This is a genomic window from Cyclobacterium salsum, assembly GCF_010119245.1.
GTDB classification, from domain to species: Bacteria; Bacteroidota; Bacteroidia; order Cytophagales; family Cyclobacteriaceae; genus Cyclobacterium; species Cyclobacterium salsum.
This window is the reverse complement of the sequence record NZ_WNKG01000012.1, coordinates 95,244-108,167: the sequence shown is the minus strand read 5'-3', so window position 1 is coordinate 108,167 and position 12,924 is coordinate 95,244. Positions and strand designations below refer to the sequence as shown.

At 46.3% G+C, this 12,924-nt stretch carries 10 protein-coding genes; 9 read left to right on the top strand and 1 reads right to left on the bottom strand.

The genetic code is table 11. The features are described 5' to 3' along the window. The first annotated feature begins 15 nt into the window (after positions 1-15). The gene (locus GJS45_RS19670; protein ID WP_162343579.1) at positions 16-603 is read left to right on the top strand and encodes a thymidine kinase; all 588 of its coding nucleotides are present in this window, start codon (positions 16-18) and stop codon (positions 601-603) included. A gap of 4 nt (positions 604-607) precedes the next feature. Then, positions 608-1,294 (top strand): DNA repair protein RecO, encoded by a 687-nt coding sequence (gene recO, locus GJS45_RS19665; RefSeq protein ID WP_162343578.1) that lies wholly within the window; start codon positions 608-610, stop codon positions 1,292-1,294. Between the two features lie 9 nt (positions 1,295-1,303). On the opposite strand, the gene GJS45_RS19660 is transcribed toward recO, so the two are convergent. Next, positions 1,304-2,062, bottom strand: a complete 759-nt coding sequence (locus GJS45_RS19660; RefSeq protein WP_162343577.1) for a hypothetical protein — start codon at positions 2,060-2,062, stop codon at positions 1,304-1,306. Between the two features lie 77 nt (positions 2,063-2,139). Between GJS45_RS19660 and GJS45_RS19655 the strand changes: the two genes are divergently transcribed. The 7 genes from GJS45_RS19655 to ccsA all read left to right on the top strand — a co-directional run bounded on the left by GJS45_RS19655 (position 2,140) and on the right by ccsA (position 12,860). Further along, positions 2,140-3,123, top strand: a complete 984-nt coding sequence (locus GJS45_RS19655) for an isopenicillin N synthase family dioxygenase (RefSeq protein WP_162343576.1) — start codon at positions 2,140-2,142, stop codon at positions 3,121-3,123. A gap of 7 nt (positions 3,124-3,130) precedes the next feature. After that, entirely contained in the window at positions 3,131-4,339 is a 1,209-nt protein-coding gene (chrA, locus tag GJS45_RS19650) for a chromate efflux transporter (RefSeq protein WP_162343650.1), read from the top strand. A gap of 176 nt (positions 4,340-4,515) precedes the next feature. Next, a complete protein-coding gene (locus tag GJS45_RS19645) occupies positions 4,516-5,538 on the top strand; it encodes an ATP-grasp domain-containing protein (RefSeq protein ID WP_162343575.1) in 1,023 nt (340 codons plus the stop codon). A gap of 668 nt (positions 5,539-6,206) precedes the next feature. Next, positions 6,207-6,839, top strand: a complete 633-nt coding sequence (gene nrfH, locus GJS45_RS19640; RefSeq protein WP_162343574.1) for a cytochrome c nitrite reductase small subunit — start codon at positions 6,207-6,209, stop codon at positions 6,837-6,839. An 11-nt stretch (positions 6,840-6,850) separates the two neighbouring features. Continuing rightward, entirely contained in the window at positions 6,851-8,344 is a 1,494-nt protein-coding gene (nrfA, locus tag GJS45_RS19635) for an ammonia-forming cytochrome c nitrite reductase (protein WP_162343573.1), read from the top strand. Between the two features lie 63 nt (positions 8,345-8,407). Further along, on the top strand, positions 8,408-9,727 hold the full coding sequence (locus tag GJS45_RS19630) for a hypothetical protein (RefSeq protein ID WP_162343572.1): 1,320 nt from the start codon (positions 8,408-8,410) through the stop codon (positions 9,725-9,727). A gap of 10 nt (positions 9,728-9,737) precedes the next feature. Next, positions 9,738-12,860: a cytochrome c biogenesis protein gene (gene ccsA / locus GJS45_RS19625; RefSeq protein ID WP_235954881.1), complete on the top strand. Its 3,123-nt coding sequence runs from the start codon at positions 9,738-9,740 to the stop codon at positions 12,858-12,860. Positions 12,861-12,924: the final 64 nt, after the last annotated feature.

Here is a 12,924-nt window from a genome sequence, read left to right as displayed (position 1 = left end):
CCTATTTTTATTACCATGTTTATCGAACCTTTGTTAGGAAATCACGATCAGGCTGCACGAAAAGGCCAGGTAGAAGTTATCTGTGGATCCATGTTTTCTGGCAAAACCGAAGAGCTAATCCGAAGATTAAACCGCGCCCTGATTGCTCGGCAGAAGGTTGAGATTTTCAAACCTGCCGTGGATCAGCGCTACCATGCGGAAAATGTGGTATCCCACAACGAAAGCATCATCCGTTCCACCCCGGTTCAATTTGCAAATGACATCCTATTATTAGCCGGAAACTGCGATGTGGTGGGCATCGATGAAGTTCAGTTTTTTGACAATCAAATCATTGCCGTAACGGAACGACTGGCCCGATCGGGAGTTCGGGTAATCCTGGCAGGGTTGGATATGGATTTTGAAGGGAAACCCTTTGAACCCATGCCTCAATTAATGGCCATTGCGGAGTATGTAACCAAGGTTCATGCCATCTGTATGAAATGCGGCGATTTGGCCGCTTTCAGTTACCGGCTATCTTCCGAGAAATCCAAAGTGATGCTGGGAGAAAAAGGGAGTTATGAAGCGCGATGCCGCAGGTGTTTTTACCAGGGCAAGGAATCTTAATACCATGTTACGAAAAACCAGGGGAATCGTCATTAACTATATCAAGTACCGGGAAACGTCTATTATCGTTCGGATTTTCACCCGGGATTTGGGTCTGAAGACCTATTTGGTGAACGGTGTCAGGAGCCAAAAGTCTAAAACCAAGATGGCTCATTTCCAACCCCTTACCCTACTGGAACTGGTTGTATATGACAAGGAAACCGCCAACCTGAACCGGATTTCAGAGGCCAAACTGGCCTGGGCTTTTCAGCGCATCCCCTTCGATTTTTACCGTTCGGGTATCAGCATGTTTATGGGGGAAATCCTGGGAAAAGTGGTGGTGGATAATTACCAAAACGAAGTCCTGTTTGATTACCTTTTCCAGCTTATCCTAAGACTTGACAGCCCCGAATTCCAACCCGGGCTTTTTATTCTTCTTTTCCTGATTCGTACCTCCCGGTATCTGGGATTTGAGCCGGATGATGCCAGGGAGTTTTACCTTCAGCTTCCCGTAGAACAAACCGGAAGCACACTGGAGGATAAAATCAGCTACCTGGACCAGTTGTTGGAGCAGCAGGAAACCCTGCTTCCCTCCCTGCCGGTGTCTCTTAAACGGACACTGATTGATGATTGGATCCTATTCTATAAAATCCACATCGACGGGTTCGGAGACATTAAATCTCTTGCCGTGCTGCGAACATTGGTCCAATAGCTGTCTTTTTTATTTCACTCGGATACTTCGGGAAATTGAGGTATAGTTACCCGGAATTGGTTGGCCGCTTTCAGAGTTCATTAGGCGGATAACAAGATCGTAGTTTCCTTCGGGAATCCCTGATAGGGAAAGCGTTTCCATCTGTTGGGTCTTGTGGGTATGGTTACCTAATTCCACCTGAATAGCCAGCCCGTCTAATTCTGGGTCTCCGCCTAAATAAATGAAATCAATCAGAATTGGCTCCCCTTCGGCAAATTGCTGCTGATCCCTGGGCAAGTGTAGCAGAAGGGATGGCTGTAGTTGGTCCACGGAAAGTTCGGTCCCTCCTACTGTAAATTGCCTTTCGGAAAAGTTACCGTATTCTTTCAGGGCAAGACCCTGCTCGTCCAGCAAAAAAGTCACCGCACGGTATGTCCCCTTGTCTAATTCCATCTGAAAAGAGGGAGTCGAATGGGCTTTCGGGGTAGCCCCATTTAAGGAAAGCATAAACGGTCTTTCTTTGCCCAGGGGATAATTCCTGATATTAACGGAAAAGAGCACCTTCCCAGGTTCAAAATCTTCATTTCCAGTCGGTGAATAAATGTCTACAATGGCATCCGGCATACCTGCTACCGGAATTTCTTTAAATTCCAGGGCCGGTGCCAGTGGCTCCGCAGTGCCTTCTGATTGGGAAAGGACCCGGGATTCATTTTTATTGTCCGAAGAGTCACAAGAAACGAACAAAAGCAGGCAAAAACAAGCAGCATAAATGCAAGGATAAACCTTCATAGAAACGGCGTTAAAAGCAATCAAAGGTATTTAATATTACCCCAAAAAAAATTACCTTGCAACAAACTTGATAATGAATGAGCGAAATATTATTTGATGAAGTCCCTTCCCTGGATCTGGCGGATTTTACTTCGGGGAATCCCGAACAAAAAGCAGCTTTTGTAAAAAACCTGAGTGATGCCTACCAAAACATCGGCTTTGTAGCCATAAAAAATCATGGCTTGCACCAATCCCTACAGGATGAGCTGTACGAAGCCATTCAGTCTTTTTTTTCATTGCCAGATGAGGTAAAAGCAGCCTATGAAAAGCCGGAAATTGGCTTTCAGCGCGGGTATACGGGCAAGGGAAAGGAGCACGCCAAAGGTAGAAATACAGGTGACTTAAAGGAATTTTACCATGTCGGCCAGGAATTGGATTGGATTTCGAATGATGATGCGGTAAAAGCGGATTATCCGGCAAACGTCTGGCCGAAGGAAGTTTCCCATTTCAAAGCCGTTTCATTAAAAGTGTTTCAAACAATAGAAGAAGCCGGTAAACAAATGTTAAGGGCCATCGCTATCAGTCTCGGATTGAAAGAATCCTACTTTGACGACAAGGTACTTCACGGTAATTCCATTTTGCGCTCCATTCATTACTTCCCGATTTCAAACCCCGAAGAAGTGCCTGAAGATGCCGTCAGGGCAGCAGAACACGGTGATATCAATCTCATCACCTTGCTTATGGGTGCAAGTGCCGACGGGTTGGAAGTTTTAAGGAGAGATGGAAAGTGGATTCCCATTACCGCCTTGCCGGAACAATTGGTGGTAAATGTGGGCGATATGCTGGAAAGGCTGACCAATAAAAAACTAAAATCCACCATCCACCGGGTGGTGAATCCACCACGGGAGAAAATGAACAGCAGCCGTTATTCCATTCCTTTTTTTCTCCATCCCCGTTCAGGAATGAATCTTAGTTGCCTCGACGACTGTGTGGATCCGGACCATCCGAAAGCATTTGAGGATTGTACGGCCGGTGAGTTTCTGGAAGAAAGACTAAAGGAATTGGGACTGAAAAAAAAGTAGTCGGATGATGACCATTAGGAAAGTACGGTTTTACATTTACTTAAAGGATGTGCTGGTACTTTCCTTAACGGCCTTTGGGGGACCACAGGTTTTTCTGGCCATGGTCATTGACATCATGGTCCGAAAAAGAGGTTACCTGTCCGAAAAAGACCTGATTGAATTAAATGCCCTCTGCCTGGTTCTGCCGGGCCCTACCTCCACCCAAACGATTTCTGCCATCGGTTTTAGAATAGGCGGCCCTAAGCTGGCATACCTGTCGCTATTGGTATGGATATTTCCAGCTACCACGCTGATGATCGTCACCGCCTTCCTGATAGATTATTTACAAGCCAATACGGAGGGAGCATTGGGTTTTGCCAAATTTATTCAGCCCATGGCCATTGGGTTTATTCTGTATGCTGCCCAGATCACCATAAAAAAAATGATTCACACCGTTGAAGCAGCCATCCTAATGATGATCGCTGCTTTTGTTGCCTTTTTTTATAATTCTCCCTTTATTTTTCCCATTATGCTATTCATTGGAGGCCTGATTACCACGCATAACTATAACAAACAGCCGGTAATCGAAGAAAAATCAAAGGTCAATATTTCCTGGCGCAATTTTGTGCTATGGGCAGCCGTTCTGGTGGTAGCAGCAGTACTGGGCCATTATACCCGTCTGTTGCCTGTCAGGCTATTCGAAAACTTTTACCGAAACGGCAGCCTTATTTTTGGCGGGGGGCAGGTGTTGGTTCCTTATCTCTATACCGAATTTGTGGAATTCAAAAATTACCTGAGCTCGGAAGAGTTTCTCACCGGGTATGCGATTTCCCAAAGTATCCCCGGCCCCACTTTCAGCATCAGCTCCTATATCGGAGCATTGTCCATGCGGGAATGGGGAGTTACTGGTTTGGTGACCGGAGGACTCATCGCAGCAGCAGGGATCTTTTTACCCGGTACCTTTTTGATTTTTTTCGTTATCCGCTTCTGGGACGAACTGAAAAAATACCGGCCGGTACGTGCTGCCCTGGAAGGGATAAATGCGGTTAGTTGTGGCATGTTGATCGCAGCGGCCTATTTATTGTTCGAGCCTCTGGAAAACAACCTGTTTAATATCATGGCCATCATTGGCACTTATGCCCTGCTGCAATTTACAAAAATCCCCTCCCCACTAATCATCCTGATGGGATTGGCAGCAGGTATTTCTTACCAATGGATACTAAAATCATTTGGCTAATCCCCTTTTTTTTCTTTACTTCAATCTATCCTTCATTTTTAGAAAGGCAATATTGACATGAGCCCATTTTTCCACTTTTGTATATGAAATACCCGTCCATTTTAAATATCCTAATTCCAGATTGTGAGTGCGGCCATACTATGGCCGTTGTCAGATGCCTTAAAGGTTATTCACATGTGAAAATTCATGGTTCTTCCCAGGAAGCCAAAAGCCCTTTCCGCTATTCACGGTTTAAAAAGAGTTTTACGCTTTTATCCTCCGATACCCCAGAAGAATACATCCGGGAACTGATCGAACTGATCGAGCAAAAAAGCATCGATTTAGTGCTGCCAATAGATGAAAAAACGTACCTTTTTTTTGCTGAACATTCTGATTCATTTAGCGGAAAAGCCAGGTTGGCGGCCTTTTCACCATTCGCGACTCTGGAAATAGCTACTAATAAATTTCGACTGGCGAAATTTTGTGAAAGCAGGAACATCCCGTCTCCAAAAACCACCTTTTTAAAAGACTATCGGGATGAAAAAAATCCGTCTCATCAGGCCATTTCCCTGCCTCTAATTGTCAAACCCGAAACCGGTTGGGGGGGTAGAAACGTGTATCACATTGCCCGGGAAGAAGATTTTTCAGTGATTAAACCGACCAGCCACCCTAAGGAAGGAGAGTACATTGTCCAGGAATATGTTGATGGATATGATATTGACATGAGCCTGCTGGCCAGAAATGGAGAAATTTTAGCCCATACCATACAAAAGGGATTTCTAAAACGAGCCAATCGCTTTGCTGCTTCCGCCGGTCTGGAATTTCAGAAAAATGAAGGCGTTTACGGATCGGTTTGCAAGCTGGTAAGGGAACTTGACTTTTCCGGTATTGCACATGTGGACCTACGCTACGATACTCAGGATGGGGAATTCAAAATTATTGAAATTAATGCCCGATATTGGGGTAGTTTGATTGCTTCTTTCCGGGCCGGTGTCAATTTTCCCTATTTACACATTTTATCCAGCCTGGAAGAAGAAGTACCTGCTGCTTCTTTTGAACCGATCCACTACATGGATTTTATTTCCGCTTTGAAGGCCAGTAAACACTCGCTGTTTTCAAAGAGAAGCCTTCCATTCCAATGGAAAGACACAGATTATCCCTTTTTTCTGGCCGACCCAATCGCTGAATGTTACAATGCCTGGAAGCGAAGAATCCGGTAAACGCCAGGCTGGGGTTTATTTGGCAATTCGAAGCAGGTAGGTGTCGTTTTCCAATTTCATGCCTGATTTTTAGTCCCGGTTCTCACAGAACCCGGTAAAAAAACCATTTAACGCTACCGGACAGGTCATTTCTAACGCAAGAAATAATAAAACTGATTTAATGGTTAATTTTTAAACCGATTTTCATTCATTTTATGTTTTTTATTAAAAAAATGGTTTGATTTTAAACCAAAAAAAAGAAGGATCTTGTTAAGATCCTTCCGGTTGGGTTTATTTTGAACTGACTAATAGCTATAATGTTTCGGAAATTTGTCAAAATGATCTTTTCCAAACGTTCAAATTCTCTTAAACATAATAAAAATTTAACATACCCCAATAAAAACCAATAAAAATTTTTTGAACGGAAAGAGCGCTCAGATTTCCGTTTATCCCCAAAAAGAGAAATTAAATTTTCAACTCATTGTTTTACAGTACATTACAAATACTTTTTTTTAGAATCTGTGAATGAAGAAAAAAGGATTCACCATTTAAGAGATGGGAAAATTTGATTCTACTCCTCAATTGTTTAACTTGAATGTTGTGAATATGTATGGAATAAATTGAAACAAAAGCTGTGATTTTCAAATGAAAAGGCTTTTTACCTTACAAAACCTCAGCAATTTGGGACTATGAGACCAGGGTCGAAACTCAAAAGATTTCTTTTTCGGTACAGTCTGGTTCCGCCCCACAAGTGGCGGCCTGCTGCTACTGTACTGATCGCAGTCATTTTTGGTTTGGGCTTGTATTTATTACGCCTCAGCAACGCAGCCTCCTATCTTTCCGATGACCCGCAGGCTTGTGTCAATTGCCATATTATGACTCCCCAATACATTACCTGGAACCATAGTTCCCACCGGGAAGTGGCTCATTGCAACGACTGCCATGTACCCCATAATAATGTATTAAACAAATACTTCTTCAAAGCGAAGGATGGATTGTACCATGCCGCTGTATTTACCGCGAGGGCGGAACCGGAGGTCATTAAAGCACTGGGGCCGTCCATTGAAGTCATCCAGAACAACTGCATCCGCTGCCACGAAAGCCAGGTGACTGATGCCCGGATGCTGGGCTTTACAGCCGACCATTTTGAAAATCGTACTGATCGGACCTGCTGGGAATGCCATCGGGAAGTTCCCCATGGGAGGGTTAAGAGCCTTTCTGCCACCGGTCACCAGATTGAACCTATTCGTGCCCATGCACCGGAAGATCTTTCCATTGTCCCGCCCTGGCTGGAAACCATTATGAATAAAAACGACCCATAACCCTACCTATCATGAAGAATTGGATACTTTTCGGAATCACAGTTGTAGTAGTATTTCTTTTGGCCATGTTGGCATACACCATAATGGACCGAAAAACAGAAGCGCGATTTGCATACCAACCCACCGTACAGCTGGAAGGAATTGAGCCCCGGGATTCGGTTTGGGGCCTGAATTATCCCCGGCAATACCAATCGTATCAAAAAACTGCCGACACTACTTTCAGCAGCCTTTACAACACCAGCGGGTCCAGGGACGTGCTGGAAGATAACCCTGAAATGGTGATTCTTTGGGCAGGATATGGTTTCAGCAAAGACTACACCCATCCCCGAGGCCATTCCTATGCAGTAGAAGATATCCGGGAAACCTTGCGTACCGGAGCCCCTATGGAGGCAGGAGAAGGCCCCATGCCAAGTACCTGCTGGACCTGTAAAAGTCCGGATGTGCCACGACTGATGAAAGAAATGGGCGTTTCGGAATACTACAGCCAAAAATTTTCTGACTTAGGTTCGGAAGTAATTAACCCCATTGGTTGTGCCGATTGCCATAATCCTGAAACCATGAACCTGACCATCACCCGGCCTGCCCTGATCGAAGCCTATGAAGCCATGGGAAAAGATATCAACCAGGCGTCCCACCAGGAAATGCGTTCTCTGGTCTGTGCGCAGTGTCATGTGGAGTACTATTTTGATAAAGACAAAGAGGATGCTCCGCAGGCCCAATACCTTACCTTTCCCTGGAAAGAGGGAATGGACGTGGAAGCAGTAACCCAATACTACGATGCCATCGATTTTGCAGATTGGGTACATCCACTTAGTAAGGCGCGAATGCTAAAAGCGCAGCATCCCGACTATGAAATTTATTCCTTAGGTGTGCATGCCAAAAGAGGCGTATCCTGTGCCGATTGCCACATGCCCTACAAATCCGAGGGGGGGCAAAAATTCACGGATCACCACATCGGTTCTCCTTTAAGCAATGTAGAAAACAGTTGTTTCGTTTGTCACCGGGAGAAAATAAGCGACCTGGTCACCGACGTGTACGAAAGACAGCGAAAAATAAAAGAAGGAACTTCCTACTTGCAAAGACAGCTTGCCAAAGCCCATATAGAAGCGGCAAAAGCATGGGAGCTCGGGGCTACGGAGCAGGACATGGAAGAAATCCTCACCGGCATTCGCCATGCCCAATGGCGTTGGGACTATTCTGTCGCTTCCCATGGGGCGGCTTTTCATGCCCCACTCGAAACCAGCCGCATCGTCACGTCGGCAACGGGTATCATTCAGGAAACCCGTATTTCCCTTACTCGCCTATTGGCAGCATTGGGACATCCTGAACCAGTGGAAATGCCTGACTTTACCGATAAATCTGCCTTGCAAGCATATATTGGTCTGGATATCGACGCTGAAAAAGCCGCTAAAGAGGAGTTTTTAGAAGAAGTAGTGCCCAAATGGCTGAAAGAGGGAAAAGACAGAGAATCCCAAATGGAAACCGCTTCTGTCATCGGAAGGTAACCACTTACCCCTGCTTTACCCGACACTTATTTTCTGGCTCACAATCACCTGAACCCTATTCCTATGAAGAAATTTTTATTTTTGATCCTGTTACCCCTACTATGCTTTCTCAGCACCCCACCATTACATGCCCAATTCAAGGTGGATGGACAGCTCATTCAGCGGGCCGAATATAGAAACGGGTACAGCCAGTTAATCAATAGTGCGGATCATCCGGCGGGTTTCATTGCGCAACGTGCCCGCATTCAGGCAAGCTATGTGACCGATGCCGTAACCATCTACATGAGCATACAGGATATCCGGACCTGGGGCAATACGGCTCAGGTGAAAGCAAGTGACAATTTATTATCTGTTCACGAGGCCTATGCCGAATTATCCCTGGGGGAATCCTGGAAAGTAAAGCTGGGACGGCAGGAGTTGAACTACGACAACTTTCGTTTTCTGGGTAACCTGGATTGGGCCCTACAGGGAAGAGCCCATGATTTTGCCCTGGTCAAATACGAAAAAGACGAACATAAACTACACGTTGGGGCGGGATACAATCAGAACGGCCAAAGCCTGTCCGGAAACCTTTTTACGGTGCCCAACCAATACAAATTCGCCCAAATGGCCCGGTATGAAAATCGCTGGGATAGCTTTCAATTTTCATTGCTATTCTGGAATGACGGCCGGCAATTTATCGAACGAAACAATCAAGGGGAAATCATTCTTGCCGAAACCCAATTCCGGCAGACCATTGGCATTCCAACCCTCAAATACCAGGCTGGCAATACCCTGTTTAGTGGTTTTTATTACCAACAACTAGGGAAATGGGGAAGGCCGGTCAGTGCCTTTGACATCAACTTTCAAGTGACCCAAACCTTTAATTTCGAAAAAGCCGAAGGAAAAAATTTCCGACTGGCCGGAGGGTTTGAAATGTTGAGCGGTACTTCTACGAACGAGCTTTCAAAAAACAGGTCTTTTTCCCCTTTATATGGTACCAACCACTTGTACAACGGGTACATGGATCTCTTCTATGTAGGCGGAACCCATGAAAATAACGTGGGCCTGAACGATTATTACCTAAAAGGTAGGATGACTTTCTCTCCGCAGTTTTTTATGCAACTGGACGGGCATTGGTTTAGCAGTCAGGCGGAGGTACTGTCCCTCAACCAAAATGCCGACCCGATGGACTCCCATTTAGGAACGGAGCTAGACTTATCATTGGGATTTGTTTTCAATGATGCCATTTCACTCCAGGGAGGATACAGCCAGTTTTTTGCCACCGAAACCATGGAACGCGTACAAAATAACGGAACCCTGAAGGCCAGTCAAAACTGGGCTTACCTGATGCTCATTGTCAGGCCTACCATGAAAAATAAATTTATCGGAATCTTGCTTTAGTTAACTGTATATGTTCAAATTACTGGTTTCTACCAAAACCACCCTCCTGCTTTTCCTTCTTTTTGCGAGTTCCATGGCCATTGCCACATTTATAGAAAATGACCACGGTACCCAAGTGGCACGCGGGATGGTATACGAGGCCTGGTGGTTTGAAGTCCTTATGGCTTGGATGGGGATAAATTTTATTTTCCACTTTAGGAAATACAAGCTCTATCGGCAAAAAAAATGGCCTGTCGGCCTGTTTCACCTGGCTTTTATTTGTATACTTCTGGGGGCAGGCATTACCCGGTATTTCAGTACGGAGGGTACCATGCGAATTCGGGAAGGGGAGGCTTCCGGCCTGTTTTATTCCTCCGGAAATTACCTGCAACTGGAGCATCCGGAAGTAGCCGATTACCATAAATTTGAAAAGGCCTTTCCCTTGCTTACCAGTTCCTTTAGCCCGGAGGAGCACACTGTAAATTTCCCGGGTTTACCTTCGCTTACCATCCTATTGGATGATTACGTGCCGGGAGCCAGAAAATCATTCCTCCCCGGCAATCAGGATTACCTGGACATTGCCGTGGCTCGCGGGGCGGGCAGAAAAGATTACCTTTTGAAAGCAGGTGAAGCCCTACCCTTGGGCGACCTCCTCCTTTCGACCAGTACCACTACCGAGGCTCCCATTCGCCTGTTCCAAACAGATGAAGGCTGGAAAATCGAGTCGGCTGTCCACCTGCAGGTCATGGACATGGCCAGCCAGCAAATGCATGTGCTCCATGAAGGAGAAACCCAACCGTTGCATTTACGCGCTCTCTACCAGTGGGAAGGAGGAGCCTTTTTGATAAAAGCCATCCATGAAGATGCCAGCCTGCAATATGAACCGGAGTCCGACCCGGAATTGGCCAAAAATTTACCCGATGTGGTAAAGCTATCGGCCAGGGATGAGCAAGGAAATCGGCTGGCTACTGGTTTCCTGCCATTGGTGCAGACTGAACCTCAGTGGCTTTCCTTTACCCATGAAGGAAATCCATTTCGGTTAACCTTTGGTCCCAAAGCCATTAGCCTTCCCTTCGAGCTGTACCTGAACGCATTTGAACTGGAAAGGTACCCCGGTAGCCAAAGCCCTGCCAGCTATGCTTCTGAAGTGATGGTGATGGAGGAGGGGACGGAATTTCCGTACCGAATCTATATGAATAATGTATTGGATCACAGAGGATATCGCTTTTACCAATCCTCCTACGATCAGGATGAGAAAGGTACGGTCTTAACCGTTAATCAGGATCGTTTGGGTACCTATACCACCTATCTGGGTTATTTTATGCTTTTTCTGGGCATGTTGCTGACTCTATTTGCCAAAGGAAGCCGTTTTCAAATCCTTAATAAAAAGCTTAAAAACCTGGATTATAAAAAAAACCTGGCCATGGTGTTCCTGCTGGGACCCGTAGTGGGCAGTATTGCGCAGGACCCATCCACTGAAATACCAAAGGTGCCGGAGGATAAAGCACTGGCGTATGGCAGGCTTATCGTACAGGATAGGGACGGACGGATGAAGCCGCTTAACACCCTGGCCCTGGAAATCACACGGAAACTTACCGGAAAAACAAGCGCAGAAGTAACCTTGGGAGAAAATGAAATCCAGTTGAGTCCCGAACAACTGGTGCTGGGTGTCCAGTTAAATCCTGAATTGTACCAAAGACTGCCGCTCTTAAAAATTGATCGGAAAAAATCGGCAGGGGTTTTCCAAACCCTGAAGGTAGCCCCTGCCTCCCGGCTCCGTTTTCAGGACTTTATTGACGATGAGGGAAGTTACCTGTTATATGAGCAGGTAGAGGCGGTAAATCGGCTCAAACCCGCTGAACGGTCGGATACCGAAAACGAACTATTGAAGACCGATGAGCGATTCAATATTTTTTACGGGCTGCTGACGGGAGATTTTCTAAGGCTGTACCCCAATAAATTGGATCCTGACGACACCTGGTTTACCAAAAACGAATCCATGCAGGGATTTACCGCAGAAGATGCCCGTTTTGTGGCCAATATCGGCACCCTGTATTTGAAAGGTTTGCGGGAAGGCATGGACACGGGAGATTGGAACGCGGCTGATGAAGCCCTTTCTTACATAGACCTATTTCAGCGGGAAGCCGGAAAATCCGTCTATCCGGCCTCTTCTAGGATCAAAGGAGAATTGCTTTACAACCAACTTCGGCTGGGCTCCCGGCTGTTCGGTCCTTTCTGGCTGATCGGTTTAGTGATGCTGGTGCTGGGCATTGCCCGCTTGTTTTATACGGCATCCTGGCTAAAGAAAACCTGGAAAGCAGGGTTGATGCTTACCTGGCTGGGCTGGGGCTTGTTTACCTTTCACCTGGCCCTGCGCTGGTATATCGCCCAACATCCTCCATGGAGCGACGGCTTTGAGATGCTTGTCTTCGTTGCCTGGGGGATTTTATTCTTTAGTCTGGTTTTTTCGGGAAAATCCAAGTTTACCATCCCCCTGGGGTTGCTTTTTTCGGGTACCCTGCTATTTGTAGGTTTCTTGGATTGGCTCAATCCGGAAATCACCAACCTGATGCCGGTCCTACATTCCTACTGGCTCAAAATTCACGTAGCGATCATCGTTAGCGGCTACGCTCCGTTGGCCCTGGCCGCCATTTTGGCACTGCTAAGTTTGCTACTGATGCTATTTAAGCCAAAATCGCCACGTCCCGAATGGTGGAAGAGCATGCTGGAATTAAATGTGGTTAATGAATTGGCCCTCACGGTAGGACTTTTTTTACTGACAGTAGGAACCTTTCTGGGAGGTGTCTGGGCCAATGAAAGCTGGGGTAGGTATTGGGCATGGGACCCGAAGGAAACCTGGGCACTCATTTCCATCATGGTCTACGCTTTCGCGCTTCACCTGCGGCTGGTTCCCGCATTCAAAAATGCATTGGTTTTCAACCTGGCCAGTTTATGGGCTTTTAGCAGTATTATCATGACCTCCTTTGGTGTCAATTACTACCTTTCCGGCCTCCACTCCTATGCAGCGGGGGATCCCGTACCGGTTCCCAACTGGGTGTATGTAGTCACGGGAATCCTGTTGGTTATTTCTTTTGCGACGATTTATTTCTTTAGGGGCTGGTCTACCCGGGACAAAAAACGCATCATTGCCTGAGCTCACCGTATACTTCCAGTCAGTCCAGACGGGAAGATGCCGGGGTACCCCCTCCCCTCATCAA

Excerpts from the sequence above, each read along its gene's own strand:
- nrfA (WP_162343573.1), top strand. The coding sequence starts at position 6,851 with ATGAAGAATTGGATACTTTTCGGAATCACAGTTGTAGTAGTATTTCTT.
- GJS45_RS19655 (WP_162343576.1), top strand. The coding sequence starts at position 2,140 with ATGAGCGAAATATTATTTGATGAAGTCCCTTCCCTGGATCTGGCGGAT.
- recO (WP_162343578.1), top strand. The coding sequence starts at position 608 with ATGTTACGAAAAACCAGGGGAATCGTCATTAACTATATCAAGTACCGG.
- chrA (WP_162343650.1), top strand. The coding sequence starts at position 3,131 with ATGACCATTAGGAAAGTACGGTTTTACATTTACTTAAAGGATGTGCTG.
- nrfH (WP_162343574.1), top strand. The coding sequence starts at position 6,207 with ATGAGACCAGGGTCGAAACTCAAAAGATTTCTTTTTCGGTACAGTCTG.
- GJS45_RS19630 (WP_162343572.1), top strand. The coding sequence starts at position 8,408 with ATGAAGAAATTTTTATTTTTGATCCTGTTACCCCTACTATGCTTTCTC.
- ccsA (WP_235954881.1), top strand. The coding sequence starts at position 9,738 with ATGTTCAAATTACTGGTTTCTACCAAAACCACCCTCCTGCTTTTCCTT.
- GJS45_RS19670 (WP_162343579.1), top strand. The coding sequence starts at position 16 with ATGTTTATCGAACCTTTGTTAGGAAATCACGATCAGGCTGCACGAAAA.
- GJS45_RS19660 (WP_162343577.1), bottom strand. The coding sequence starts at position 2,062 with ATGAAGGTTTATCCTTGCATTTATGCTGCTTGTTTTTGCCTGCTTTTG.